The organism is Paraburkholderia sp. AV2 (assembly GCF_054968425.1).
Map to the genome: position 1 here is coordinate 66156 of NZ_JBANLK010000016.1, position 25865 is coordinate 92020.

At 68.7% G+C, this 25865-nt stretch carries 21 protein-coding genes and 1 riboswitch; of the genes, 11 read left to right on the forward strand and 10 right to left on the reverse strand.

Annotated features, from left to right (window positions below; all coding sequences use genetic code 11):
• The first annotated feature begins 146 nt into the window (after nucleotides 1–146).
• The 7 genes from ribA to V8683_RS13915 all read left to right on the forward strand — a co-directional run bounded on the left by ribA (nucleotide 147) and on the right by V8683_RS13915 (nucleotide 8502).
• Nucleotides 147–794: a GTP cyclohydrolase II gene (gene ribA, locus V8683_RS13885; protein ID WP_411191360.1), complete on the forward strand. Its 648-nt coding sequence runs from the start codon at nucleotides 147–149 to the stop codon at nucleotides 792–794.
• A 62-nt stretch (nucleotides 795–856) separates the two neighbouring features.
• Complete coding sequence (locus V8683_RS13890; protein ID WP_411191359.1) at nucleotides 857–1702, forward strand: SH3 domain-containing protein; 846 nt, start codon at nucleotides 857–859, stop codon at nucleotides 1700–1702.
• A gap of 779 nt (nucleotides 1703–2481) precedes the next feature.
• A complete protein-coding gene (locus V8683_RS13895) occupies nucleotides 2482–2907 on the forward strand; it encodes a hypothetical protein (protein ID WP_411191358.1) in 426 nt (141 codons plus the stop codon).
• 312 nt (nucleotides 2908–3219) lie between these two features.
• A complete protein-coding gene (locus V8683_RS13900; protein WP_411192514.1) occupies nucleotides 3220–3918 on the forward strand; it encodes a response regulator transcription factor in 699 nt (232 codons plus the stop codon).
• Between the two features lie 14 nt (nucleotides 3919–3932).
• Nucleotides 3933–5375: a FecR family protein gene (locus V8683_RS13905; RefSeq protein ID WP_411192512.1), complete on the forward strand. Its 1443-nt coding sequence runs from the start codon at nucleotides 3933–3935 to the stop codon at nucleotides 5373–5375.
• 11 nt (nucleotides 5376–5386) lie between these two features.
• Nucleotides 5387–7810, forward strand: a complete 2424-nt coding sequence (locus V8683_RS13910) for a CHASE2 domain-containing protein (RefSeq protein ID WP_411191357.1) — start codon at nucleotides 5387–5389, stop codon at nucleotides 7808–7810.
• A 50-nt stretch (nucleotides 7811–7860) separates the two neighbouring features.
• Nucleotides 7861–8502 (forward strand): DUF4136 domain-containing protein, encoded by a 642-nt coding sequence (locus V8683_RS13915; protein ID WP_411191356.1) that lies wholly within the window; start codon nucleotides 7861–7863, stop codon nucleotides 8500–8502.
• A 2-nt stretch (nucleotides 8503–8504) separates the two neighbouring features.
• On the opposite strand, the gene bluB is transcribed toward V8683_RS13915, so the two are convergent.
• From bluB to V8683_RS13935, 4 genes are read right to left on the reverse strand one after another with little or no spacing between them, the layout of a single operon-like run.
• Nucleotides 8505–9179, reverse strand: a complete 675-nt coding sequence (gene bluB, locus V8683_RS13920; RefSeq protein WP_411191355.1) for a 5,6-dimethylbenzimidazole synthase — start codon at nucleotides 9177–9179, stop codon at nucleotides 8505–8507.
• Nucleotides 9163–10482 carry a cobyrinate a,c-diamide synthase gene (locus V8683_RS13925; RefSeq protein ID WP_411191354.1) on the reverse strand — a complete coding sequence of 440 codons (1320 nt, stop codon included), beginning with the start codon at nucleotides 10480–10482 and terminating at the stop codon, nucleotides 9163–9165. The genes bluB and V8683_RS13925 overlap by 17 nt, the downstream gene beginning before the upstream one ends.
• 4 nt (nucleotides 10483–10486) lie before the next feature.
• Nucleotides 10487–11089 carry a cob(I)yrinic acid a,c-diamide adenosyltransferase gene (gene cobO, locus V8683_RS13930; RefSeq protein WP_411191353.1) on the reverse strand — a complete coding sequence of 201 codons (603 nt, stop codon included), beginning with the start codon at nucleotides 11087–11089 and terminating at the stop codon, nucleotides 10487–10489.
• A 57-nt stretch (nucleotides 11090–11146) separates the two neighbouring features.
• Nucleotides 11147–11581: a cobalamin biosynthesis protein gene (locus V8683_RS13935; RefSeq protein WP_411192511.1), complete on the reverse strand. Its 435-nt coding sequence runs from the start codon at nucleotides 11579–11581 to the stop codon at nucleotides 11147–11149.
• A gap of 211 nt (nucleotides 11582–11792) precedes the next feature.
• Nucleotides 11793–12068: riboswitch (cobalamin riboswitch) on the forward strand.
• A 72-nt stretch (nucleotides 12069–12140) separates the two neighbouring features.
• On the opposite strand from V8683_RS13935, the gene cobW reads away from it, so the two are divergent.
• The 4 genes from cobW to V8683_RS13955 are packed head-to-tail and all read left to right on the forward strand — an operon-like array spanning nucleotide 12141 to nucleotide 18813.
• Nucleotides 12141–13217, forward strand: coding sequence for a cobalamin biosynthesis protein CobW (gene cobW, locus V8683_RS13940; protein WP_411192509.1), 1077 nt, complete (start codon nucleotides 12141–12143; stop codon nucleotides 13215–13217).
• Between the two features lie 33 nt (nucleotides 13218–13250).
• The gene (gene cobN, locus V8683_RS13945; protein ID WP_411191352.1) at nucleotides 13251–17051 is read left to right on the forward strand and encodes a cobaltochelatase subunit CobN; all 3801 of its coding nucleotides are present in this window, start codon (nucleotides 13251–13253) and stop codon (nucleotides 17049–17051) included.
• Nucleotides 17048–18079, forward strand: a complete 1032-nt coding sequence (locus V8683_RS13950; protein WP_411191351.1) for an ATP-binding protein — start codon at nucleotides 17048–17050, stop codon at nucleotides 18077–18079. The genes cobN and V8683_RS13950 overlap by 4 nt, the downstream gene beginning before the upstream one ends.
• A gap of 47 nt (nucleotides 18080–18126) precedes the next feature.
• Nucleotides 18127–18813 (forward strand): vWA domain-containing protein, encoded by a 687-nt coding sequence (locus V8683_RS13955; protein ID WP_411192508.1) that lies wholly within the window; start codon nucleotides 18127–18129, stop codon nucleotides 18811–18813.
• Here V8683_RS13955 and V8683_RS13960 read toward each other — a convergent pair.
• From V8683_RS13960 to cobG, 6 genes are all read right to left on the reverse strand, one after another.
• Nucleotides 18802–19743 carry a flagellar brake protein gene (locus V8683_RS13960; RefSeq protein WP_411191350.1) on the reverse strand — a complete coding sequence of 314 codons (942 nt, stop codon included), beginning with the start codon at nucleotides 19741–19743 and terminating at the stop codon, nucleotides 18802–18804. The genes V8683_RS13955 and V8683_RS13960 overlap by 12 nt on opposite strands.
• Nucleotides 19744–19888: 145 nt before the next feature.
• Complete coding sequence (locus tag V8683_RS13965; protein WP_411191349.1) at nucleotides 19889–21037, reverse strand: porin; 1149 nt, start codon at nucleotides 21035–21037, stop codon at nucleotides 19889–19891.
• Between the two features lie 343 nt (nucleotides 21038–21380).
• Nucleotides 21381–23102 (reverse strand): precorrin-3B C(17)-methyltransferase, encoded by a 1722-nt coding sequence (gene cobJ / locus V8683_RS13970; RefSeq protein WP_411191348.1) that lies wholly within the window; start codon nucleotides 23100–23102, stop codon nucleotides 21381–21383.
• Nucleotides 23090–23821, reverse strand: coding sequence for a precorrin-2 C(20)-methyltransferase (locus V8683_RS13975; RefSeq protein WP_411191347.1), 732 nt, complete (start codon nucleotides 23819–23821; stop codon nucleotides 23090–23092). The genes cobJ and V8683_RS13975 overlap by 13 nt, the downstream gene beginning before the upstream one ends.
• Complete coding sequence (locus V8683_RS13980; protein WP_462880649.1) at nucleotides 23822–24454, reverse strand: precorrin-8X methylmutase; 633 nt, start codon at nucleotides 24452–24454, stop codon at nucleotides 23822–23824.
• Complete coding sequence (gene cobG / locus V8683_RS13985) at nucleotides 24447–25820, reverse strand: precorrin-3B synthase (protein ID WP_411192507.1); 1374 nt, start codon at nucleotides 25818–25820, stop codon at nucleotides 24447–24449. Before cobG ends, V8683_RS13980 begins: the two co-directional genes overlap by 8 nt.
• Nucleotides 25821–25865: the final 45 nt, after the last annotated feature.

Sequence of the window (25865 nt, forward strand, 5' to 3'; positions counted from 1 at the left end):
GCGCGCGGGGCAACGCCTGAGGGACGACTGTCCGCCGGATCGCTCCGCAGGCGACGCGCGGCGAGGGATGCCAAATGGCGGTAAACTCCGGTTCCTAACTTCAACCCGGTCGCGAGCCGGTATTTGCCAGTCTTCTGTTCCAGATCATGCCTACGCTTCCTGAGTCGTCCTGCGCGGACGGCGAAAACGCCAACGAATGCGTCGTGCTCGACGCCACCGCTTCGCTGCCGACTCGTTACGGCACGTTCACGTCCTACGTCTATCGGGTGAGGGACGGCGGTGCCGAGCACCTCGCGCTCGTGATGGGCAACGTGGGGAGCGGCGAGCCCGTGCTGACGCGGCTGCACTCCGAATGCCTGACCGGCGACGTTCTCGGCTCCTACCGCTGCGACTGCGGCGAGCAACTCGATCAGGCGTTGCGCTACATCGCGGCCGAAGGGCGCGGCGTGCTGCTCTACCTGCGCGGTCACGAGGGCCGCGGCATTGGCCTGTCGAACAAGATCCGCGCGTACGCGCTGCAGGAGCAGGGCCGCGACACCGTCGAGGCCAATCTCGACCTGGGCCTGCCCGACGACGCGCGCGAATACGATTCGGCTGCGGCAATCCTGCGGCTCCTGAACGTGTCGTCGGTGCGCCTCATGAGTAATAATCCCAAGAAGTTCGACACGCTTTCGAAGCACGGCATTCCGGTGCTCGAACGCGTCGCGCTTGCCATTCCGATGCGGGAAGAGAACGAACGCTACATCCGCACGAAGCAGGTGAAGTTCGGACATTACTTCGAAGAAAACGAATAGGCCGGGTACGCAATCTGCTTGCCCGGCCCGTATTGAAGCTGGACAAGGCAAGGGAGAGAAAAATGCGTAAGCGGCAGACGATGCGCGCGCCGGCGTGGGCGCTCGCGGCAGCGTCGGCCTGTCTGGGGCTGGCCGCCCCAGGGGCTTTTGCCCAGGCGCAGGCCTGGACGAGCCAACCGGTCGACCTTTACGCCGGACCTTCCGGCGATTACCCCGTGGTCAGCGAAGTCGATCAGGGCGTGCCTGTCGAGGTCATGGGCTGCGTGAGCGACTACTCGTGGTGCGACATCGTGCTACCCGGCCTGCGCGGCTGGATCTACGCGGGGTATCTCACCTATCCGTATCAGGGCGGCTACGTTCCCGTCGAAGGCTATGGCGCGGCGATCGGGCTGCCCATCGTGACCTTCGCCATCGGCACGTACTGGGGTAGCTTCTATCGCGACCGCCCGTGGTACGGCGAGCGCGATCACTGGGCACGCGTGCCGCCGCCGGGTTATGGCGGGCGGCCGCCAGTGCCGCCTCCGCTCATGCACGGCGGACCTGGGGCAGGCGTATACCACCCGCCGCCCGGCACGCCGCATGGACCGCCGGAGGGCGCATACCGCGCTCCGGCCGGCCCGGGTGGACCGCCCGAGCAAGGCAACGTGGCGCGTCCCCCGGCTGCTGCGCCTCCGCGGCCGTCCGGGCCGCCTCCGGCGGCTGCCCGGCCACCCGGCCCGGCGCCGCAACCGCAATATGGCGGTCGCCCTGGCGGTCCGCATCAGCAGGGTTATGGCCGCCCCCCCGGCCCGCAGCCCGCCGGCGCCATGCATGCGCCCGGGCCCGCGCCCGGCAATGCGCGTCCGGAGCCCGCTCGTCCCTCCGGTCACGAGGAAGGCGGCCACGGCGAATCGCGGCAGCAGAACTGACCGCATTCCCGACTCTCTTGCGGGCGGGACTCGCGTTTCGGGTCCCGCCGCGCCGTTTACGTTAATTAATATGGATTGCTAAATAATTGAGTGGCTAAGCATCGTTCGAAGCCTCGGCGATCTCGCTTTATTCGTTCATGCGATCGGGATACGGGGCGAGCAGCGCGCCTGGCGGCGCCGATTCGGGACGCCGGGTCGGCACCGCCCGCCGGTTTTGCTATTCACCGTCAGATTTAACAATCCCTGACAGTACATTCTGTCACTTCCGGCGACAATGGGCCGTCGCGGAAAAAGCACGACCTGCCGCCGACAAACGATTTTGCTACGGGGGCTGGCGCGGCCGGATACACGGCCGTACGCATGCCGGCGCGGAGGAAGTCAGAGCGAACCCGAGTTCGCCGGATAACGCTGGGAGGCCAGCGCTTTGAGGTGGAGTGGCGATGGCTGGGGTTGTTCGTCGTGCCTTGAGGGCGGCGGCGACAGGCAGGCGGTCATCGGGCGGTGATGTTGCTTGCGGGTCGCAGCCGGTACGGCGGTGACTGTGTCGGCGGACCAATCCCGGGGAATAAACCGGGGGGCCGCGCAGTTCGCAACGAAGGCCGTCGCCACTCGTTTTTCATCTCTCGCGTCCGGATTGCAGGGCGCTCGGCACCGATACACGATACGCAGGAACGGGGCGGCATGATGGCTGCCCCATTCCATTTGCATTTGGCAGACACGCGAGGCCGTCCCGCCGGGGCGCCGCCGCGGGGTTGGCACGGACCAGCGAGCGAGGACGCATGTTTTTTCGATTTGGCAGGCTTCGGTTTCCGCCTGCTTCACGGGTCGAGGGCGACGGGCGCGCTTTCGGGCGGGTCGAGCTGGACCTGGTCCGCGACCGCCACGCGCGCTCGGCCATGGAAGCTTACGCGGACGCCTGCGAGGCCGACATGCCCTGGCTTGCAGAAGCATTGCGCCAGTCGCCGTTCGGACGTTCGGAGCGGCTGACCCAATGCCCGGCGACCGTGCTGCGCGTTTTCGTACTGGCGCAATCGCGCGCCGCGGTTCAGCCGGACTACGCCCACGCCGCGTGGGAGCACGTGCGCAAGCAACTCACGGCGTTGCTGTCCGCGCGGCCCGAGGCAGAGAACGAAGCGGAGCAGGACGCACCGCCGCCCGGCCATCCCGCGGACATCGCGGCGTGCGAGGACGAGCGGCAAGGGTAGGCGGGAGTCTCGCGAGTTCGCGTGACTCGACTCGTTAAATCGGGCTTGGGCGTTTTCGACTACTATGAGCGAAATCCGATTCCAGACAGCGACCGCCGTTTCACTCTCCCATTTTATTCAAGATGAAGCGAGAGTAGCGGATGGGGCGCGCCCGCCACGGCGAGCGCGCAGGGAGTGTAAGGATGGACGTCTGGCGACACGAGGCCACCGGGCGCGCTTGCGCGGCCGGCGGCCGGACCGGCGCCAAGGTCGCGCGACCGGCAGGCGAGTCCGTCCCGAAAAGATGAATAACGATCCTGGGTGCGGGGCATGATGAGAATTGCGGTACTGGACGACGATCCAGCTCAAACCGATTTTGTTTGCCAGACCTTGACGGCGGCCGGGCATGCCTGCCACGCGTTTGCCAAGGGCGGCGAGCTCGTTCGGCAGTTGCGGCGGGAGACGTTCGATCTGCTCGTGCTCGACTGGAACGTGCCGGACATGGCCGGCGACGAGGTCTTGCACTGGGTGCGGCAGAGCCTCTCGAACCGCCTGCCCGTGCTGTTCATGACGAGCCGCAGTCGCGAGACCGATATCGCGCAGATGCTCAACAACGGCGCCGACGACTACGTGGTCAAGCCGGTTTCCGCGCCGGTGCTGCTTGCGCGCGTGGGTTCGCTGCTGCGCCGCGCCTATCAGTTGCATGCGCCCGCGATCAAGGAAACCTTCGGCGACTACGAATTCGATCTGAAGTCGCGCCAGGTGGCGGTGGGCGGCAGGCAGGTCGCCCTTACGCACAAGGAGTTCGACCTCGCGCTCCTGCTGTTCCAGCACCTGAGCCGTCCGCTTTCGCGCGCACACATCCTCGACGTCATCTGGAAGCAGTCCGACGACATCCCGTCGCGGACGATGGACACGCATGTCTCGATGCTGCGCTCGAAGCTGGGGCTGCGCCCCGAGAATGGCTACCGGCTGACACCGATCTACGGCTACGGCTATCGACTCGAGAGGATCGAAGGGGACGCCGCGTGAGCACAGCCCGTTCGATGCGGCCCGCCGAAGCCCGGCGAGCCGCGCGCACGCTGGCGGCGCCGGCCGGCCGTACCTTTGCGCGCCTTGATGTTTGCACAGTTTGCGCGCTGGTCTGCGGAACATGGCTGGCGGCATCTCCGGCGCAAGCGCATGAAGCGCGCGCCCACGCCGGCGCGCCGGACACGATCACCTATGTCACGCGCGCGGGCGACTCGCTTTACAACGTGGCGACCCGCTATCTGCGCGACTCCTCGGACTGGATGCAGCTTGCCCGTCTGAACCATGTGAGCACGCCGCGCCACCTGCAACCCGGCACCGTGCTGCGCGTGCCGGTCGCGCTGCTGCGCGAGGACGGCCTGAGCGCGAAGGTGATCGCCACGAGCGGACCCGCCACGCACGCCTTTCGCAACGAGCCGTCGCTTCCGCTGGTCGTGGGGTCGAGCCTCGTCGAAGGCGACCGGCTGCAAACCGGCAAGGACGGATTCGCCACGCTCGAACTGGCCGACGGCACCCACCTGATCATTCCCCCCAACACCTCGCTCGAGTTCGGCACGCTGCGCCAGACGGCGCTGACCGGCACGACCGACCGCGTCATCAACCTGCAGCACGGCGAGGTCGACAGCGAGGTCACGCACGCCACGCGCAAGGACGACCGCTTCCAGATCCGTTCGCCCTCTGTCGTCGCCGGTGTGCGCGGCACGAGCTTTCGCGTGAATTACGACGGCGGCAACGAGTCGACCGCGGTCGAGGTGCTGGATGGCGCGGTGGGCGTCGACGCGGCGCATGGCGGGGCAGGCACGCCCGCGCCGGGCGTGCCGCTCGCCGCTTCGACGCAGCTCGTCACGGCCCGCCACGGCAGCCTGACGACGGCGGGCGGCGCGGTTGGCGGCCCGGTGGCGCTGCTCGACGCGCCCGCTATCGCGAATCCGTCGAAAGTGCAGGACGACGCGAACGTCGCCTTCGACGTCGTGCCGATCGACGGCGCGCACGGTTATCGCGTGCAGATCGGGCGCGACGCGGGCCTGCTCGAAATGATCCACGACGAGCGTTTCGATTCGTCTCATGCGGATGTCGGCGCGCTGGCCGACGGCACTTACTTCGTGCGCGTCGCGGCCATCGATCAGAGCAGTCTCGAAGGCATGCCCAGCACCTATGCGTTCGAGCGCCGGCATCTTGCGCTCGGCACGTCGGCGGGCCGGGTCGACAACACGCACAACTATGCGTTCCGCTGGTTCGTCGACCGCAATGCGACGAACCTGCATTTCCGCTTCGTCCTCGCGGCAGCGCCGGACCTGCGCGTGCCGCTCGTCGACCGCACGGATCTCTCAGGTGGAGAAGTCGTGGTGAGCGATCTGCCCAAGGGCGTCTACTACTGGACCGTGATCGCCGAGCAGTTCGACAACGGCCGTTACTACCAGAAGGCCAGCCCCGTCCAGTCGTTCCGGCTCGACTGGTGACGAGGCCCGTCATGAGCGTCAAGCCGCGTCAGCGCCTTGGCCGCTCGGTCGGGCGCCGCTTCCTCTTCGAGTGGGTGGGCGTGAGTTGCGCGGGCATTGCGATCGTGCTGCTGAGCGTCGTGTGGCACTGGACCGCCGGCGCCGACCATCTCGTCTACGACCGCTTTCTCACCGCGCGCTCGCACCCGGTGTCGCCCGACATCGTCATCGTCGAGATCGACAATGCGAGCGTCACGGCGCTGGGCCGCTGGCCCTGGCCGCGCAGCGTTCACGCGCGGCTCGTCGATCAGCTCGCGAAGGCCGGCGTGGCCGCCGTGGTCTACGACGTGCTCTTCACCGAACCTTCGCCTGACGACGCGCGCCTTGCCGAGGCGTTCGCCGCGCGTCCGGTCTACCTGCCGATCCTGCTGTCGCAGGCCGACGCGGCCGGCAACCGTCAGGTCGCGCTGCCCGTCGCGCCGCTTGCGAATGCGGCCGCGGGGCTAGGGCACATCAATCTCGAGGTGGACAGCGACGGCATCGTGCGCAGCGTCGCGCTCTTCGAGGGCGACGCGCATCAGCGCTGGCCGCAGCTCATGGTGCCGCCGTGGCGCGCGGTGCGCGCCGGCAAGGTCGTGCTGGCGGACGGCGTGCCGCAGGTCATGCACGGCGCCGATCTGACGCTCGCGGGTGGCCCGGACAGCGAGGCGCGCTTCCTGATTCCGTTCAGCACGAACGCGCAGACCTATCGCAAGGTATCGTTCGACGACGTGCTGCAAGGCCGCGTGCCCCCCGACGTGCTGCGCGGGCGGGTGGTGGTGGTCGGCGTCACGGCGTCGGGTCTCTTCGACCGGTTCGCGACGCCGCTCTCGGGTACGCTGGGCCCGCTGCCCGGCGTCTACATTCATGCGAGCGTTCTCGACACCCTGCTTTCGGGCACCGCCATCGAGCCCGCTTCGACCTTCTGGGTCGTACTGGCCACGCTCGTGCCTTTTGCCCTGCTGCTGGCGGGTTTTCTCTGGCTCTCGCCGTGGCGCGCGCTGCTGCTTTCGGCAGGGCTGGGCGCGGCGTCGTTCGGCGTGAGCGCGGCGCTGCTCTACGGGGCGCGCGTATGGCTGAGCCCGGTCCCCTCGGTCGTCGTGCTGCTCGTGGTCTATCCGATGTGGAGCTGGCGCCGTCTCGAGATGACCATGGCGTACCTGCGCAAGGAACTGCGCCAGCTTGCCGACGAGCCTTATCTGCTGCCGGAGGCGCACAGCACTCGCCGCGAATTCGCGGGCGATGCGCTCGCGCAGCAGATGGCGCTGATGGCCCAGGCCGCGCAGCGGCTCCAGGACATGCGCCGCTTCGTGTGGGACAGCCTCGATTCCGTGCCGGAGCCCATTCTGGTCGCCGATCTGCGCGGCTCCGTGCTGATTGCCAACCACGCGGCGCGCGAGTCGTTCGACCGGCTCGGCATCGGCGCAGCGGAAGGCCGGCCGATGGCCGCCGTGTTCGGCGGCTTCACGCTCGTCAAGCCGATCGACCCCAGCCCCGAGGCGACGGCCTTCGCGCATGCGCACTGGCCCGCGCCGCTCGATCCGGCGCGCAGCGAATTCGCCGAGCTCATGGAGCGCGGCGTGGAAGTGCGCGCGGCCGACGGCAGCGACTACCTGCTGCGCTACGCGCGCTGCACGAACGCCCAGGGCCAGGCGGTGGGCTGGATCGCGGGCCTCGTGGACGTGACCGCGCTGCACGATGCCGAACGCCAGCGCGAAGATGCGCTGAGGCTGCTTTCGCACGACATGCGTTCGCCCCAGGCATCGATCGTCGCGCTCGTGGAGACCGAGCGCGAGCGCGGCACGCTGAGCTCGGGCCCCGTGGGCGACGTGATGGACCGTATCGAACGCTACGCGCGGCGGGCGCTCACGCTTGCGGACGACTTCGTGCAACTCGCGCGCGCGGAGTCGCAGGTGTACGCGCTCGAACCCGCGAGCCTCGCCGACCTCGTGATCGACGCGAGCGACGAAGTCTGGCCGCAGGCGCACGCGAAGCGCATCCATATCGAGACCGTGTTCGAGGACGATCAGATGGGCTGGATCAACGCCGACCGGTCGCTGATGACACGGGCGCTGGTGAATCTCCTGAACAACGCCGTGAAGTACAGCCCACCCGATACGCGAATTGTCTGTACTATCTCTGCCACGGCGGGAAGCGTGGCGCCGCAGGCGGCACGTGTGATCTGCTCGATTCGCGACGAAGGTTACGGCATTTCGCTGGAAGACCAGGCGAGGCTTTTCGAACCTTTCCAGCGCTTTCATGTGGAGCAGCGGCCCGAGGTGAGCGGGGCCGGGCTCGGCATGGCGTTCGTGAAGACGGTGGTGACGCGCCACGGCGGCGAGGTCGACGTGGAGAGCGAGCCCGGCAAGGGCACGACTCTGAGGATGTCGCTTCCCGCGCTCGACGCGCCTCTCTGAGGTGCTTGCGTGCCAATGAGCGGTTGGCGGTGAGTTCGATGGAGTTTGCGGTGAAGATCCTGTTGACGGTATGCCTCTTTCTGACGGCTGGCGCGTTGGCTGGTTGCGCCGGCGTGAACGCCGACGTGAGCGCACGCGGCGCCTTGCCGGACGCAGGCCAGCGTACCGTGGTCTATCGTCTGGCGCGTACCCCGGCCGAGGCTGAGGCCGTATCGAATCCGCCGTACGAAGCCTTGTTGCGCGATGGCCTCGCGAAGCGCGGCTTCGTGGACGGCGCGCCGGAGAAGGCGGCCTACGTGGTTTCTGCTGCCTGGTCGACGCGCCCGGCCGATGTAGGGATTGCCCAGGGCGACTGTGCGCCGGCTTGCGAGCCGGCCGCCGGTTCGCCATTCCCGTGGTTCGGGCGGCCGTACGTGCATGCGCTCACGCTGCGTTTCTTCGCGTTGCCCGGCGGCGCCGAGGCGTACCGCGTGAGCGTCGTGAAGCACGACCGCAACGCCAATGCCCAGGAGGCGCTGCCGTATCTCGTCGCGAGCGCGCTCGCGCGGCTGCCTTATGCCGGTGCGGCCGGTGCGCCGCAATGGCGCGTGAAGCTGCGCGAGGCGGGGGCAGAAGCGGGTGCGGGGGGCGAGGGCGGCGCGGGCGCGCTGCCGGAAGTCATTTCCGTAAAGGCAGTCGCCCCGGCGCAGTGACGTCAGGCCGAAGGCGGCCGATCGTCTTCGGCGCCATCCCGCGGCCAGCGGTTTTCGTAGACGCATTCGCCGAGCGCGCGGCGCTCGGCCCAATGCTCCATCTCCAGCATCGGCTGCGGATAGAATTCGGCCACGTGGCCGAGGCACAGGATTGCCACCGGCTTGGCGCCCGCCGGCATGGCGAGCAGCCCGCGCACTTCGTCCACGTCGAAGATCGACACCCAGCCCATGCCCAGCCCTTCGGCGCGCGCCGCGAGCCACAGGTTCTGGATCGCGCAGGCTACCGAGGCGAGATCCATCTCGGGCAGCGTCCGCCGCCCGAAGATATGCGGCTCGCGGCGATCCATCAGCGCGACGACGAGCAGTTCGCCGCATTCGCGCATCCCTTCGACCTTCAGCTTCATGAACTCATCGTGCCGCTTGCCTAGCGCATCGGCGGTGGCGAGGCGCTCGCGCTCGACCGCCGCATGCAGTTGCGTGCGCAACGTTGCGTCGGTGATCCGCACGATGCGCCATGGCTGCATGAAGCCCACGCTCGGCGCGTGATGCGCGGCGTCCAGCAGGCGCTGCAGCGTGGCTGGATCGACGGGGCCGGGCACGAAGTGCCGCATGTCGCGCCGTTCGTAGATCGCGCGGTAGACCGCCGCGCGCCCGGCTTCGTCAAAGGGTTGAGCCATGAAAGAGTGCGGCCGTGAAAGCGGGGTTGGAGGGCCACCAGGCATGCAGGTAGGTGGCGACGATCGGGCCGTGGCGGTAGAGCGGCTCGCCCGCGGCGCCGGTCTGCGCATGGCGCGCGACGAGTGTGGGCGCAAGCGGTGTGCTCACGCGCGAGTAGTGGAACGTGTGGCCCCTGAGCGTGCCGTGCGCGCTGTCGATCTGCTGCATGCCGAGCGCCGCGAAGCGCCGCTGCATGACCGCCTCGCCCGGCAGCAGCCCGAGCATGGGGGTGCGCGTGCCTTCGGTATCGGTCAGGCCTTCGAGCAGCCAGAGCATGCCGCCGCACTCGGCGACCAGCGGCTTGTCGGCCTCCACATGCGCGCGCAGCGACGCCGCGCTGCGGGTATGGCGCGCGAGCGCCGCGGCGTGCAGTTCGGGGTAGCCGCCGGGCAGATAGATCGCATCGGCGTTCGCCGGGGCGGCCTCGTCGGCGAGCGGCGAAAAGGTCGTCACGCGCGCGCCCAGCGCTTCGAGCAGCGCGACGTTCGCCGGATAGACAAACGAGAACGCCGCGTCGCGCGCAATCGCGATGTGCCGGCCTTCGAGCAGGCGCGGAAGGGGAGTCGGCGCGCTCGCGAGCGAGAATTCGACGGGCGGCGGCAGGTCCGCTAGCGCGGTTTGCGCGAGCGCGTCGGCGGCGCGTTCGATGCGTGCGTCGAGGTCGGCGATCTCGCTCGCCTGATGCAGGCCGAGATGCCGGTCGGGCAGTTCGATGAGGGCGTCGCCGGCCACGTGGCCCAGCCAGCGGAGGTCGGCCGGCAAGGCTTCCTGCAGCATCTGCGCATGCCGTGCCGAGCCCACGCGGTTCGCCAGCACGCCATGGAACGGGACGTCGAGGCGAAAGCGCGCGAGCCCGAATGCGACGGCGCCGAAGGTCTGCGCCATCGACTTCGCCGAGATCACGGCCGCCACCGGCACGCCGAAGGTCGTGGCGAGATCGGCGCTGCTGGGCGTGCCGTCGAAGAGGCCCATAACGCCTTCGATCAAAATCAGGTCGGCTTCCTGCGCGGCCTGCGTGAGCAGCGTGCGGCAATCGTGCTCGCCCACCATCCACAGATCGAGCGACATGACCGGCGCGCCGCTTGCGCGCGCGAGGATCATCGGATCGAGAAAGTCGGGCCCGGTCTTGAAGACGCGCACGCGCCTGCCGGCGCGGCGGTGCAGGCGCGCGAGTCCCGCCGTGAGCGTGGTCTTGCCCTGGCCCGAGGCGGGTGCGCTGACGAAGAGCGCGGGGCAGGCAATGCTGGCAGCGCGGGCAACCATCGGCTCAGAACTCCACGCCCTTTTGCGCTTTCACGCCCTGCTCGCGGTACGGATGCTTCACGAGCCGCATTTCGGTGACGAGATCGGCGGCTTCGATCAGCGCGTCGGGCGCGTGGCGGCCCGTCACGACCACGTGCTGCAGCGGGCCGCGCGCATTCAGCACGGCGAGCACTTCGTCGAGCGGCAGGTACTCGTACTTGAGCACGGTATTCAGCTCGTCGAGGATCACCATGCCGTATTCGCCGCTTTCGATCATGCGCTTCGCCTCGTTCCAGCCCTTGCGCGCGGTGGCGATGTCGGCGTCGCGATTCTGCGTGTTCCAGGTGTAGCCGTCGCCCATCGTCACGAAATCGCAATGGGCGACGCTGCTAAGGAAGTCGCGCTCGGCCGTGTGCAGCGCGCCCTTGATGAACTGCACGACGCCCAGCTTCATGCCGTGGCCCAGCACGCGCACGGCCATGCCGAAGGCCGCCGTGCTCTTGCCCTTGCCGTTGCCGGTGTTGACGATCAAAAGCCCTTTTTCGACGGAAGCCGCCGCCTGCTTCTTTTCGTGGCCTTCACGGCGGCGTTGGGTCATGCGCAGGTGCGAATCGGGATCGGTTTTCATGGGCGAAACGAGGTCTGAGGATGCGGGGTTCTTAACGTGTGCGTATGCACCGCCGGTTTAGCGCGGCGCCTGCGCGGGAGTAACGACTGCGGCAACGACCACGGCAACCGCTACGGTCACGCCGTCGAGCGCGAGCTTGCCGCACGCCAGCGGTCCGCCGCCGGCGGCGAGCCGGGCGCAAGGCTCGCTCACGCCATCGACGCCGAACTTCGTGCGCGCTGCACCCGATGGCTCGGCCTCAACCGGCACGGCAGCGATGGCTTCGCGTGTGTACGTGTGAAGCGGCAAGCCATGTGCCGCGCAGAACGCGAGCAGCGCAGGTTCGTCGGCTTTCGCGTCGAGCGTCCCCACGGCCGCAACGCGAGCCATCGGCAACACCGCGAGCGCAGCCCGCACGGCGCGCTCGATCTGCGCGAGCGTCGCGCCGCGGCGGCAGCCGATACCGAGCGCAAGCGCTGCGGGGCCGGGTAAGGCGGAGGGCGCGGGAAGCAGGCTTGCAGACGTAGCGGAATTCACGGTGAGTGCTTGGAAACAAGGCAGCGGACAGGGCAGCAGACACCGCGGCGCGGGCTTTGCCCGTTGCCCGGCGGATGCGCGCATACGATAGCACACGGTTTTTCGCGCCCGGGCGCGAGGTCCCGGCGCCAGGGGTAAACAACAGCGGGCGTCCGGGCCTTTCCTTGACGATCCCGTGGCCCACGCCTACACTCGCACGCACTCTGGTGCTCGCGCGCGCGTTCCTTGCGCGCGCAGTTAAACGGGAATCAGGGAGCCATCCCGGCGAGGGACTGGCCAACCTGAACTGCACCCGCAACGGTACAACGATCGCTTCGCCCTGCATGGGCGAGGCAAGCCGCTTCGACGCATGCGCGCCGCATGCAGCTCATGCCACTGTGCAGACGGTCCGCGAGGACCGGCGCGCGGGAAGGCGGAGCGGCGTTTCGTCAGTCCGGATACCGGCCAGACACGAGGGATTCGCGCTGCGGGGAGGCGGTGCCGGATCCATGCTCCACGCCCGCGGCCATTCGCGCCGAAGGAATACCTCATGAACATGCGCAAGATCCCGGTCACCATCGTCACGGGCTTTCTCGGCAGCGGCAAAACCACGCTGCTGCGTCACATTCTTCAGCACGCGGGCGGCTTGCGCGTGGCGGTGATCGTCAACGAGTTCGGCGAACTCGGCATCGACGGCGAAATCCTGCGCGGTTGCGGCATAGGCTGCGACGAGAACGGCAACGAACGGGAAGGCCAGCTCTACGAACTGGCCAACGGGTGCCTTTGCTGCACCGTGCAGGAAGAGTTTTTCCCGGTGATGGAGCAACTGCTCGAGCGCCGCGGCGAGATCGATCACGTGCTGATCGAAACGTCGGGGCTCGCGCTGCCCAAGCCGCTCGTGCAGGCGTTTAACTGGCCATCGATTCGCAACGCCTTCACGGTCGATGCGGTAGTGACGGTAGTGGACGGCCCCGCCGCCGCGAGCGGCCAGTTCGCCGAGAACCCCGAAGCCGTGGACGCGCAGCGCAAGGCCGACCCGAATCTCGACCACGAATCGCCGCTGCACGAGCTGTTCGAAGATCAGCTTTCGGCCGCGGATCTCGTCATCCTCAACAAGACCGATCTGCTCGACGCGGCGGCGCAGGATGCGCTCATCGAGGAACTGCGCGAGGAACTGCCTCCGCAGGTGAAGATCGTACGCGCGCAACATGGCCAGCTCGATCTGCATACGCTGCTCGGGCTCGAAGCGGCCTCGGAGGAAAGCATCCATCTGCGCCACGACCATCATGGTTCCGCCGACGATGCCGATCATCACCACGACGAATTCGATTCGGTCGTCGTCACGGCCACGGTTGCCTCGCGCGAGGGCGCGATCGAGGCGCTGCAGCGCCTTGTGGACGCGCACACGATCTATCGCGTGAAGGGCTTCGCCGCGCTGCCCGGCGCTCCAATGCGGCTCGTGGTGCAGGGCGTGGGGCGCCGTTTCGACAGCTACTTCGACCGCCGCTGGAACGCGCAGGAAGCCGCGTCGCAGTCGCTCGCGAGCCGCTTCGTGCTGATCGGCGAAAATCTGGACGCCGCCACGCTGCAACGCGCATTCGAAGCCGCGCTCGCACCGGGCGCGCTGGCCTGATCGACCCACGCCAACGCCAGCGACACTTCTCTCATGCATTTGTTGCGAACGACGCCGGGCGGCTTCGTCGACGATACGGCCGGCGTGGTCCGTATCGACCAGCAGCCCGCCGACATCGTCATCCTCAGTTCCGCCGACACGACGCTCGCGCTGCTCGCGAGTATCGTGCCGCGCCTGCCCGCCGGGTTCCCGAGCGTGCGGCTTGCGAACGTCACGTATCTGCGCCAGCCGGCCTCGGTGGACTTCTATGTCGACGACGTGTTGCAGCATGCGCGCGTTGTCGTGGTCGATCATCTGGGCGGCGAGGCCTACTGGCCCTACGGCATCGAGCAGGTGGTCGCGCTCGCCAAACGCCGCGATCAGTTGCTCGCGATGTTCTCCGGCGACCTTCAGGAAGATCCCGGCCTGATCGCGAAGAGCCGTGCCGAGCCCGAATTCTGCCGGCTGCTGTGGCGGTACCTGCGCGAAGGCGGCGCGGCGAACGCCGAGGGTTTCCTGCGCGCGCTCGCGTGGCGCGCCTTCGGCTGGGGCAGCGAACCGGCACCGCCGCTCGCGCTGCCCGCGGCCGCGCTCTATCATCCATCGCGCGACGTTGCCACGATCGAAGACTGGCGCGCGCGCTGGCAGCCCGATGCGCCGGTGGTCATGCTGCTCTTCTACAAGGCGCATCTGCAGGCCGCCAACACGGCGGCGTTCGATGCCCTGATCGATGCCTTGACGGAGCGCGGCATGAATCCGCTGCCGCTTGCCGTCACTTCGCTCAAGGACACGTTGAGCCGCGACGTGATCGACGGGCTCTGCGCCGCGCACGACATCGCGCTCGTGCTGAACACCACGGCTTTCGCGGCCTCGTCGCTCGACGATCCCGCGCCGCTCGCGCTCGCGGGCGACGCGCCGGTGCTGCAGGTGATCCTCTCCGGCGGCAACCGCGAATACTGGCTCAAGGACAATCACGGCCTTAATTCGCGCGACATTGCCATGCATATCGCGCTGCCCGAAGTGGACGGCCGTCTCATCACGCGGGCGATCAGCTTCAAGGGGTTGGCGTACCACTGCAAGGAAACCCAGGTCGACGTCGTGCGCTATCAGCCCGATGCCGAGCGCGTGGCGTTCGTGGCGGAGTTGAGCCGCCGCTGGTGCCGTTTGCGCCGGCTGCCGAATGCGGAGAAAAAGCTCGCGCTCGTGCTCGCGAACTATCCGGCGAGCGAAGGGCGCATTGGCAACGGCGTGGGACTCGACACCCCGGCCTCGGTGGTTGGCCTCCTGCGGATGCTGCGCGACGAAGGCTACGCCGTGGCCGACCTGCCCGATCTACCCGAGGATGGCGACGCGCTCATGGCGCGGCTCACGCAGGGCGTGACCAACGATCCGGACACGCGCGCGCTGCGGCCCGCGTGGCAAAGCCTCGCCCTCGACGACTACCGGCGCGCGTTCGCGCGCTTGCCCGCCGCCGCGCAGAACGCGCTCATCGCGCGCTGGGGGCCGCCCGAGCAGGATCCCACCGTGCGCCGCGGCCGCTTCATGATTGCGGGCTGGCGCTGCGGCCAGGTCTTCGTCGGCATCCAGCCGTCACGCTCGCGCGGCGACGACACCTACGCGAACTATCACGACGCCGAACTCGTGCCGCCGCACGCGTACCTAGCATTTTACTTCTGGCTGCGCGAGACCTTCGGCATCGACGCGATCGCGCACGTGGGCAAGCACGGCAACCTCGAATGGCTGCCGGGCAAGAGCGTCGCGCTGGCCGATACCTGCTGGCCCGACATGGCGCTCGGCCCGCTGCCGCACGTCTATCCGTTCATCGTCAACGACCCCGGCGAGGGCAGCCAGGCCAAGCGGCGCGCGCAGGCGGTGATCATCGATCATTTGATGCCGCCGCTCACGCGCGCCGAAAACTACGGCCCGCTGCAGGATCTCGAACGGCAGGTCGATGAGTATTACGAAGCATTGATGGTCGATCCGCGCCGCGCGAAACTGTTGCGCCGGACCATCCTGGAGACGATCGTCGAGCACCGGCTGCACGAGGAACTCAGCATGCCGGCGCCGCAGGACGAAGCGACGGAAGACGCGTTGCTCACGCGTGCCGACGCCTGGCTCTGCGAACTGAAGGAAGCGCAGATTCGCGACGGGCTGCATATCTTCGGCGCGTCGCCGCAGGGGACGCAGCGGCGCGACACACTGCTGGCGCTGGGCCGCTATGCGTGCGGCGACGGGCAGGGCGCGAACGCCGGACTGATCGACGCGCTCGCACGCGATCTGCGGATCGATCATCTGCTCGACCCGGCCGCCGTGGACTGGGCCGCGCCGTGGACCGGGCCGCGCCCGGCGCTGCTCGAAGCGGTGAGCGAGACGCCCTGGCGCCACACGGGCGATACGCGCGAGCGGCTGGAGGCGCTGGCGGGATCGCTGGTCGCGCGCGTATGCGACGCCGGCACGGTGGAATGCGAAGCATCGTTGCCACAAGCTGCGAAAGTGCTCGCGCGCCTTGCCGACGACGTGCTGCCGCGCCTCGACGCCTGCGGCACGGAGGAACTGCGCCAGTTCCGCCGCGCGCTGGAGGGCCGTTTCGTGCCGCCAGGCCCGAGCGGATCGCCCTCGCGCGGCCGCCCCGACGTGCTGCCGACAGGCCGCAACTTCTATTCGGTCGATACGCGCGCGGTGCCGACGCAGGCCGCCTGGTCGCTCGGCATGAAGTCGGCGCAACAACTGATCGAGCGCCATCTGCAGGAGCATGGGGACTACCCGCGCGCCGTGGGACTCTCGGTCTGGGGCACGGCCACCATGCGTACGGGCGGCGACGACATCGCGCAGGCGCTCGCGCTGATCGGCGTGCGGCCGAAGTGGGCGGCGGGCAGTCATCGCGTGATCGACTTCGAGATCATGCCCGCCGAGGCGCTCGACCGGCCGCGCATCGATGTGACGCTGCGCGTTTCCGGATTCTTCCGGGACGCGTTTCCGAACGTCATGCATCTGTTCGACGCGGCGGTGCAGGCCGTGGCCGACCTCGACGAGCCGCCGCACTTGAACCTCCTGCGTGAGCGCGTGCTGCGCGAGCGCGATGCGCTCGTCAAGGGCGGCATCGAGCCAGCCGAAGCGCGCCGCCGCGCCGGCTGGCGCGTGTTCAGCGCGCGGCCGGGCCATTACGGCGCGGGCCTGCAGGACCTGATCGACCAGCGCCAGTGGCAGACCGATGCCGATCTTGCGCAGGCCTACCAGGCGTGGGGCGGCTATGCGTATGCCCAGAACAGCGCGGGCGACGAGGCGCGCGAGGCGTTCGGCGCGCGTCTCGCGGCCATCGACGTCGTGCTGCAGAACCAGGACAACCGCGAGCACGACGTGCTCGACTCGAACGACTACTACCAGTTCCAGGGCGGCATGGCGGCGGCGGCACGGCACTTCTCGCGCGAGCAGCCGAGCCTCTATCACGCCGACCACAGTAACCCTGCCGCACCGCGCATCCGCCCGCTCGCCGAGGAGATCGCGCGCGTGATCCGCTCGCGCGTGGTCAATCCGAAATGGATCGACGGCGTGAAGCGCCACGGCTACAAGGGCGCGGCGGAAATGGCGGCGACCGTCGACTATCTGTTCGGCTACGATGCGACGGCGCGCGTGGTGGGCGACCACCAGTACGCGCTCGTGGCCGACGCCTATGTCCACGACGACACCACGCGTGCGTTCCTCGCGCGGCACAATCCGCACGCACTGCACGCTATCTGCGAGCGCCTGCTCGAAGCGATCCAGCGCGGGCTGTGGCAGCAACCCGGTGCTCATCGCGCGCAACTCGAACAACGTCTGCTCGAAGCCGGGCAGCAACTGGAAGGATTAGCACCATGAGCGCAGCGGCGCTTCCCCCCGATTTTCGACCCGCCTTTCCGTTCACCGCACTGGTCGGCCAGGCGCCCTTGCAGCAGGCGCTGCTGCTCGCGGCCGTCGATCCGGCCATTGGCGGCGTGCTCGTGAGCGGCCCGCGCGGCACGGCGAAATCCACGGCGGCGCGTGCGCTGGCCGCGCTGCTGCCCGACGGCGCATTCGTCACGCTGCCGCTCGGCGCGAGCGAGGAAAAGCTGATCGGCTCGCTCGATCTCGAAGCAGCGCTGCGCGAGAGCGCCGTGCACTTTTCGCCGGGGCTGCTCGCGAAGGCGCATGGCGGCGTGCTCTACGTCGACGAGGTCAACCTGCTGCCGGATGCGCTCGTGGACGTGCTGCTCGACGCGGCGGCGAGCGGCACCAACACGGTGGAGCGCGACGGCATTTCGCATACGCACGACGCGCGCTTCGTGCTCGTGGGCACGATGAACCCGGAGGAGGGCGAGTTGCGGCCGCAACTGCTCGATCGCTTCGGGTTGATGGTGGAACTGGAGAACAGCTTCGATGCCGCGGAGCGGCAGCGCATCGTCAAGGCACGGCTCGCCTTCGACGCGGATCCGCATGCGTTCTGCACGTCCTGCGAGGCGGCACAAACGGCGTTGGCCGGGCGCTTGCGCGCGGCGCGCGAGCGCGTGGCCACGCTTATGTTGAGCGACGCGGTGCACGAGCGCGCAGCGGCGTTGTGTGTCGAAGCGAGGGTCGACGGCATGCGCGCGGACATCGTGATGCTGCGCGCGGCGCGCGCGCTCGCGGCGTTCGAGGGCGCGCACGACGTGAGCACGGCGCACGTCGATCAGGTGGCGGCGGCCGTGCTCGCGCACCGGCGCCGGGCGTTTCAGGATCCCGCCCCAGCGGGCGCCAGCGCCGACCGCTCGCCCGCAAGCACGGACGATCGGCAGTCCCAGGCAGATGCGGATTGGGGTGCGCTGCCGCCCGAGCCGGTGGCCGTCACGCCTGTGAAGGGTGTGATTCCGCTGCCCGCAAAAAAACGCTGACCCGTCGGGCAAGGGCTGCCGCCTCCGCACAGGGCGGCGCCCGGCGGCTGAAAGACCCAGATCCGGGCCCAGGCTCGGGCCTCGCCCGCGCAACGCGCGACGGCGGGCCGGGCGCGCGCATTGCGTGGGCGCCAACACTCGCCGCCAAATGCCAGGCGCGGCTGCATATCGATCATCTGCGCTACGCGCGCAGGCGAGCCGGGACGGGGGCGCTGCACTGCTTCGTGCTGGATTGCTCCGCATCGATGCTGGCGCGCGGACAGCTCGCGCTCGCCAAGGGCGTGCTCGTCGCCTTGTTCGATCGCGCGCGTCACGCACGCTTCCAGGTCGCGCTGATTTCGTTCGGCGGCGCGGGGGCGGAACTGCGCTTCGGCCCGGCCGTGCCGCGCTGGTGGAACGAACGCTGGCTCGCGCCCATTGGCGGTGGAGGCGGAACGCCGCTCGCGGCGGGTATCGCGGCGGCGGCACGCGTGCTGGAGTCGGCCGCGCGTCGCGATCCGGGCCGCTCCCGCCATCTGTGGCTCATGAGCGACGGACGCAGCACGCAATGGCTCGCGCGTCCGCGCCATGCAGATCGCGTCACCGTAGTCGATTTCGAAGCGGCGGCCGTGCGGCTCGGCCGTTGCGCCGTGCTGGCCGAGGCGTGGGATGCGCAGTGCATCGACGCGCGCACGCTGCTTGCTGAAGCAACAGCAGAAGCAAAAGCGGACGCAACGCCGGCATCAGCGGACTGAGCCGCTCCAGTAAAGCACGTCGTCCTGGCGGTCGAAGACATAGACCTTCATCGCCATCTGCTCGGTGGCGCCGAGCTGGTCGAGTTCGAGGCCGAGCGTGGCAGGTGCGTCGGGACCCGCATCGGGGCCGCCTTCCTGCTGCACGTTGCGAATCACGGCGCCCGTTTCGATCGGCGTGATTACCTCGCCCGACTGCACGGTGAAGGCAATGCGCAGCCGCTCGCCGACCTTGCCGAGCGCCCACGGCGCGGAGATGGACAGCCCCAGCGAACTGATGCTGCGCGCGAGTGCAATGCCGTCGTAGCCGGCGCCGCTTTCGCCGAGCCCGTAGCGCACGGGAATATGCGCGCGCACGCGGATCGACTTGCGTTCGCGCAGGCGGCGCACGGCGCCGGGCTTCGAGAGGATGAGGTATTCGAGCGGCGCCTGGCAGATCGCCTCGACGGAGCAGACGAAGCGGTAGACCGCCTGGCTGGCGATGGCGACGAGCTCGACGTTCTCGCCCGGCATCAATTCGAGCATGCGCCCGCTCACGTGCGGCGGCGTCACGAACATCATGTCGTTGGGTGCGAAACCAATCAGCCGGCACGGCTGCATCGGCCCGCTGCTGCCGCTCATCTGCGAGCGCAGGCCCATGAGGGCGCCGAGCGTGAGGTGCATTTCGCGCAGAGCCGGTGGCGCATCGACGTTGCGCGGACCGGTTTCTTCCTGCGGGGCTTTGAGGGCTTCGGGCGCATCGAGATCCCCACGCTGCGGCGCGAAGTGCTCGAACAGGAAGCGCCGCTCCGTTTCGTTGACGAGAACGGCGCCGCGCGCGAGAAGCAGCGTTCCATCGCGATCGACCACGGGCCAGGCGAGCGGCTGGCCAAGCGGCAACGACTCGGGCGTGAGCAGAACCACATGCGTAATGGATTCTTCTGCAGGGGTCATCGGCGCGCTCCGGGGAAATGACACGGTCTACGTGTTTACGGCGCGCTGCGGGAAAAGTTCAAGCGAATCGCGGATGGCGCAACAAGTTAGAAGGACTTACGGCGGGAGCCGTAAGTCCGCATCCTCTGCGCGAGGCGTGGGCGCGTCAGAACTTGTGGAGCATCGCCACGCGGGCCACGACCTGGTTTTCGGTCGAAGAGGCGCCCGGCGCGGCGACGATCTGCGCGTCGTCGAACTGCGTGCCCGTGTTGCCGCCCGCCACGTGCTGATAAGCGCCCTGGATGTAGACCGACGTGCGCTTGCTGAGGTCGTAGTCGAACGTGATTTCAGCCGTATGCCACTTCGGGCTGTAGTTGCCGGCCGTCGTGTCGAGCTTGCCCATCGTGTAGATGTACGACGCGCCGAGCCAGAGATTCGGACGGAGGAAGTACTGGCCGTTGATCTGGAAGTTGTCGAATTGCCAGCGCGTCCACGCGCCGCCGTTGGCCGGCGTCAGCGAGCCGGAGAGATAGCTGTTGGCGGTCGGCTGGTCGATGTTGGTGTGCGAATACGCGAAGGCGATGTTGAACGTCTTGAAGTCGTACGCAATGCCCGCGTCGATGTTCTCCTGCGTCGAGCCGGTGAACACCGAGTCGTTGGTCACGGCGCCGGACGTACCCTGGCCCGGGTTGTCGATGCGCATATAGGCGGCCACGGCGGTCAGGCCGGCGTACTGGTACTGGCCCGCGACGCTGATGAGACGGTTGTCCGCGAAGCCGCCCGCGGTATTGCTGAAGCCGTACATCGCTTCGCCCGTGAGGCCGGCGATGGTCGGCGAAACGTACTTCACCGAGTTGTTGACGCGGTAATCCCAGTCCGTATTGTCGTTGTCGAACGGCGTGGCGCCCACGTCGCCGGCCCAGTTGCCGCCGGCGGTGATCGGGCTGAACAGGTCGACGGTCGGATCGTACTGGCGGCCGAGCGTCAGCGTGCCGTAGTTCTGCGAGGCAAGTCCCACATAGGCCTGGCGGCCGAACATGCGCTGGCCCTGGCCCGCTTCGCCGTTGCTCGCGTTGAAGCCGTTTTCGAGGCGGAAGATCGCGCTATAACCGCTGCCCAGATCTTCGGTGCCCTTGAGGCCAAAGCGGCTGCCTGCCACGTCGCCGCTCTTCATTGTCCAGGCCTGTCCGTTGCCGGCGTTGTTGGTGAAGTTGATGCCTTCATCGATCATGCCGTACAGCGTGACGCTGCTCTGTGCGTGAGCGCCGGTGCTGATCAGCAGGGCTGGAATCAGCACTTTCCACTGGGTACTCATTGTCCTTTCATCCCATGTCAGGTTTGGCGACACCCCTTCGTCGCCGGATCGGTTTTATTTGCTGCAACGAGCGACGCAAGGGCCACGTCGCCCGAGCCTGCGGGGCGGGTTGCATATTATTGGCAATATGTGTCAATTTTGGGAAATTGTGGCGTGGACGAGGCAGGCCAATGCGAGCACCAGGCGTGGCGTGTGCGGGCGGATTCCTGCATTACGATTGGAAAACAGGGGATTGGCCGGTGCAGTATTGAATTGGCGACCGGCTCGGGGAGTTTGCACGCGAATGGTGCGTTATGTGGAAATCGGTGGCGGATTGGGTGACGGGCGTTGCGCCCGCCACATTTCAGTTTTCGGGCGCTGCATCCTCGCGATACCAGCGCGGCGTATAAACCCACTCGCCACCGCCGTCACGCCCGAAGCCCCGCGTCGCCGACGACCCGACGATCACCATCGTGCGCATATCCACGTCTTCCGCGCGCAGCGCGCCGAGCGTCGTATTGCGCAGCGTCTGCGCAGGCCGCTCCACGTCGCGGCCCAGCACCACGCGGGTTTGCGCGGTGCGATGCCGGCGCACGATTTCCAGCGCGCGGTCGAGTTGCCACGGCCTCGCGCGCGAGATGGGGTTGTAGAACGCCATCACGAGGTCGGCCTGCGCCGCGTGCGTAAGGCGTTTTTCGATGACGGCCCACGGCTTGAGGTTGTCGGAGAGCGACAACAGGCAGAAGTCGTGGCCGAGCGGCGCGCCTGCGAGCGCGGCCGTGGCGAGCGCCGCCGAGATGCCGGGGACGATTTCGAGTTCGACCGCGTGCCAGCGCGCGTTGTCCGAGGCTTCGAGGGCTTCGAGCACGGCGGCGGCCATTGCGAACACGCCGGGGTCGCCCGACGAGACCACGGCCACGCGCCGTCCGGCGCTCGCCAGTTCGAACGCATGCCGCGCGCGCTGCAACTCTTCGCGGTTGTCGGTGGCGTGGCGGTGCTGGCCCGCGCGCAGCGGGCCAGCCATTTCGACGTAAGTCGCGTAGCCGACGATGTCGGTGGCGTCGTCGAGCGCGGCCCGGGCGGCGGGGGCGAGCAGGTCGGCGCGGCCGGGGCCGAGACCGAGCACCGTGAGCTTGCCGCGCGCCACGCCCAGCGTGTGCGGATCGACCGGCGCATCGGCAACGGCGAAGGCGACGCCACCGGCGTCGAAGCGGGCCTGCAGACCGCACGCTTCGAGCAGCGCACCGGACGTCGCGGCCGGCGCATCCGCAAAGCGCAGCGGCACGCCGAGGCCGGCCGCGGCCTCGGCCCACGCGGGGTCGCTCATGCGCGCGGCCGGCGCGAGCAACGCGGCGAGCGCGAGCGGCGCATAGGCTTGCGAAGCGAGCGCATCGCGCACCGCATCGGCGAGAGTCGCGCGCGTCTCGCTCACGGCGGCGACGATGCTGCGCGGATGAATCACGAGTGCCTCGCGCGTGCCGTCCCAGGCCCGCGGGCTCACGCGGATCGCGTGACGCGCGGCGCCGTCGCGCGGCAGGTCCACGTAATCGAGCCAGGGCGCGGCACCTTCGATGCGCGTGGATTCTCCCGCAAGCAGGTCGGAAACGAAGCGCTTGCCCTGATCGAGACTCGAAAGCGCATAGCCCGCGGGCGGGTCGAGCAGGCAGGTGCCGAAGCGCAATTCGCCGCTCGTGGTGATGGCCGGCGCGATGCCGAGCGCTTCGCCTATCGTGCGCGCCATGACGTTCACGCCGGCGAGGCCGCCCAGCAGCGGCACCACGGCGCTCCCGTCCTCGGCGAGCGCGAGCACGGGAGGCTCGGCGCCCTTGTTGGCGAGCAACGGCGCCACGCAGCGGATCACGATGCCCGCGGCGCACAGCGCGACGATGGGCGTGCCTTCGGCATAGAGCGCGCGCAGATGCGTGCCGAGCTCGTTGAATGCCACGTCGCCTTCCACGCGCCCCTGCAATGCATGCACGCGGGCGCCTTCGTAGCAGCGCTGTACGCGCCGCGCCGTGGAGAGTGCGCCCGGCCCGAGAATCACGATGGCGGGCGCTGTTTTCGACGTCGCTTTCAGCGTTGCCATTTTTCCCCCGGCACCACCAGCAGCGAAAAGTAGGGCGACGCCATGGGATCGACTTCGTCGAGCGGCACGATGCGCTGATTGGCCATGGTCGCGCGTTCGACGTATAGCGCGCGTTCGGCGAGGCCGAGTTCGCCCAGCACGCGGCGCACCTTGTCGAAATTGCGGCCGAGCTTCATGATCACGGCGGCGTCCGCTTCGGCGAGGCGGCGGCGCAGTTCGCCCTCGGGCAGCACCCCCGAGAGCACGGAAAGGCTCTGGTTGCGGTAGACGAGCGGCGCGCCCAGCACCGCCGCGCCGCCCAGCATCGAGCACACGCCGGGTACGACTTCGGCTTCGTAGCGCGCGGCGAGCCGGTCGTGCAGATACATGTACGAGCCGTAAAAGAACGGGTCGCCTTCGCAGATCACGGCCACGTCGCGGCCCGCGTCGAGATGCTCCGCGAGGAGGGTCGACGCCGTGTCGTAGAAGTCCGCGATGATCGCTTCGTACGAGAGCGGCGGCTCCAGCGCCTCCGTCGTCACGGGATAGACGAGCGGCAGATGCGTCTGGTCCGGTTCGAGGTGGGCTTCGACGATACCGAACGCGTTGCCCTTCTTGCCTTTCGCGACGAAGTACGCGACCACGGGCGCCGCTTTCAGCAATCGCACAGCCTTGAGCGTGAGCAGTTCGGGGTCGCCGGGGCCCACGCCGATGCCGTAGAGACGTCCTTGCCGCGCCATTTATTCGGTCTCCGAAGCGAGTGCGTTGACGGCGGCGGCGGCCATGGCGCGGCCGCCGCGGCGGCCGTGCACCGCGACGAACGGCACGCCGTGCGCGCCTTCGGCTTCGGCGAGCAGCGCCTTCGATTCCGCGGCGCCGACGAAGCCCACCGGCATGCCGACGATGAGCGCCGGGCGCGGCGCGCCGGCGGCGAGCAGGTCGAGCAGATGGAAGAGCGCAGTGGGCGCGTTGCCGATGGCGACGACGCTGCCGGCCAGATGCGGCCGCCACAACTCGAGGGCGGCGGCCGAGCGCGTATTGCCGATCTCGCGCGCGAGACCGGGCACGCGCGGATCGTCGAGCGTGCAGATCACTTCGTTGGCGGCGGGCAGGCGCGCGCGCGTGATGCCGTAGGCCACCATCTTCGCGTCGCAGAGGATGGGCGCGCCGGCCGCGAGCGCCGCGCGGCCCGCGTGGCCCGCGCCCGCGGAAAACGCGAGATCGGCGGCGACGTCGACCATGCCGCACGCGTGGATCACGCGCACGGCGAGTTTTTCGAGGTCGGGCGGAACGTGCGCGAGGTCGGCTTCGGCGCGGATCGTCGCGAACGACTCGCGGTAGATCGCCGCGCCGTCGCGAATATAGTCAGGCATCGGGGGTGCTCCGGGGCCGCTGCAAGAGCACATCCGCAGCGGCATCGATCGTCAGGTGAGGCGCGACGAGGCGGCCGAATCCGGCTGCGGCTTCGTCGCGTGCGTAGAGGTCGTAACAGTCGGGCGCGACAGCGAGCAGCGTCCACGGTGCGCGATGCACCGCTGCGCATGAGCGCTCGCAGCCGCTCAGGTGTACCTCGGCAGGCGTGTTCCGGCCCAGGCGGGCGGCGAGGCGCAGCGCGTCGGCCTTGGTGTCGGCGCGGCTTTTCGCGCAGCCCTCGGAGCCCGTGCAGGCGATCAGCCGAGCAAGCGGCGCGGCACTTTCGGTCATCAGGCCGAGCGCGCCCAACTGCGTTAGCGTGGGCGCAAGCTGGTGCGTCGCGACGCCGGGCAGCAGCACGCCTTGCCACGGCGTGATGCGCAGGGCGGCGGTGGCGTGCGATTGCGCGAGCGATGCGAGTGCGTCGAGCGTGGCGGCGTCGAGACGGCCGAGCGGCGGCTGGGCGCCGATATAGCCGCTATCGGCACGCAACGCATGGGCACCGAGCCGAGCCGCCGTGTCAACCGGCGCGCGTTGCCATTGGCGCACGGTTTCGTCGCGCATCGGCGCGAAGTCCAGATACCGTTGCGCCTGCAACAGCACGGCTTCCGAGCCCCGGCTTGCGCGCACGTCGCGCATGCGCCGCTGGCCGGCTTCGGCGAGATCGAGGAAAGCATGCAGCAGCGCGCGGAGCAGGGCGGGAACGTGCCGCGGCTCGACGGCGCCCAGCGCTTCGTCGCCGGGGCAGCCCGCGAGGCCGAACATGAACACCGGGCGTTCGCCGTGCTTTGCCGCGGCGAGCCAGATGTCGTGCGGATGATCGAGCGCCGCGAGGCGTTCGCCACCATCCACCAGCAGTGCGAACTTGGGCGTGAGCGCCGCAAAACGCGGTTCGTGCTGCAACAGGTCGAGGATCGGCTCGGTCAGCGTCGTCGTGTCGAACAGCGCGTCGGGGTCGCAGCCCGCCAGCGGGCTCAGCATCAGATTGCGCCGATCGTCGGCGAGCGAAGCGTGGGCGCAGGCGTTTTCGTCGTCGCCAGACGTGGGCGCGGGTAGATCGGGCCCGAGGCCCGCGTGCATGAGCATTTCGCTCAGGGCGTGCTCGTGGCCGGGGCGCACACCGCGCAACTGCACGTTCGCGCGATTCGTCAACTCGATCACGCCGCTCGCATGCGCGCGCGCCGCTTCGGCGATGGCATGCGCTTCTGCGGAGGCGAGCACGCCGCCAGGCAGGCGAACGCGGCACAGGCCGCCGTCGCGCGCCGCGACCACGCGCAGCAGGCCCGGGCACGCAGAACGGCGGTCGGTGTCGGGAGTGGCGGCGATGGGCTTGTCGTGCCCAGGGTGCTGATCGTGCTTCAAAGAGATACC

Bases quoted from the DNA above. Each gene is read 5' to 3' on its own strand.
- bluB (WP_411191355.1), bottom strand. From the start codon at position 9,179: ATGGCTCAACCCTTTGACGAAGCCGGGCGCGCGGCGGTCTACCGCGCG.
- cobW (WP_411192509.1), top strand. From the start codon at position 12,141: ATGCGCAAGATCCCGGTCACCATCGTCACGGGCTTTCTCGGCAGCGGC.
- V8683_RS13905 (WP_411192512.1), top strand. From the start codon at position 3,933: ATGCGGCCCGCCGAAGCCCGGCGAGCCGCGCGCACGCTGGCGGCGCCG.
- V8683_RS13925 (WP_411191354.1), bottom strand. From the start codon at position 10,482: ATGGTTGCCCGCGCTGCCAGCATTGCCTGCCCCGCGCTCTTCGTCAGC.
- V8683_RS13895 (WP_411191358.1), top strand. From the start codon at position 2,482: ATGTTTTTTCGATTTGGCAGGCTTCGGTTTCCGCCTGCTTCACGGGTC.
- V8683_RS13965 (WP_411191349.1), bottom strand. From the start codon at position 21,037: ATGAGTACCCAGTGGAAAGTGCTGATTCCAGCCCTGCTGATCAGCACC.
- V8683_RS13950 (WP_411191351.1), top strand. From the start codon at position 17,048: ATGAGCGCAGCGGCGCTTCCCCCCGATTTTCGACCCGCCTTTCCGTTC.
- cobJ (WP_411191348.1), bottom strand. From the start codon at position 23,102: ATGGCAACGCTGAAAGCGACGTCGAAAACAGCGCCCGCCATCGTGATT.
- cobO (WP_411191353.1), bottom strand. From the start codon at position 11,089: ATGAAAACCGATCCCGATTCGCACCTGCGCATGACCCAACGCCGCCGT.
- V8683_RS13900 (WP_411192514.1), top strand. From the start codon at position 3,220: ATGAGAATTGCGGTACTGGACGACGATCCAGCTCAAACCGATTTTGTT.
- V8683_RS13975 (WP_411191347.1), bottom strand. From the start codon at position 23,821: ATGGCGCGGCAAGGACGTCTCTACGGCATCGGCGTGGGCCCCGGCGAC.
- V8683_RS13890 (WP_411191359.1), top strand. From the start codon at position 857: ATGCGTAAGCGGCAGACGATGCGCGCGCCGGCGTGGGCGCTCGCGGCA.
- V8683_RS13960 (WP_411191350.1), bottom strand. From the start codon at position 19,743: ATGACCCCTGCAGAAGAATCCATTACGCATGTGGTTCTGCTCACGCCC.
- V8683_RS13910 (WP_411191357.1), top strand. From the start codon at position 5,387: ATGAGCGTCAAGCCGCGTCAGCGCCTTGGCCGCTCGGTCGGGCGCCGC.
- ribA (WP_411191360.1), top strand. From the start codon at position 147: ATGCCTACGCTTCCTGAGTCGTCCTGCGCGGACGGCGAAAACGCCAAC.
- cobN (WP_411191352.1), top strand. From the start codon at position 13,251: ATGCATTTGTTGCGAACGACGCCGGGCGGCTTCGTCGACGATACGGCC.
- V8683_RS13980 (WP_462880649.1), bottom strand. From the start codon at position 24,454: ATGCCTGACTATATTCGCGACGGCGCGGCGATCTACCGCGAGTCGTTC.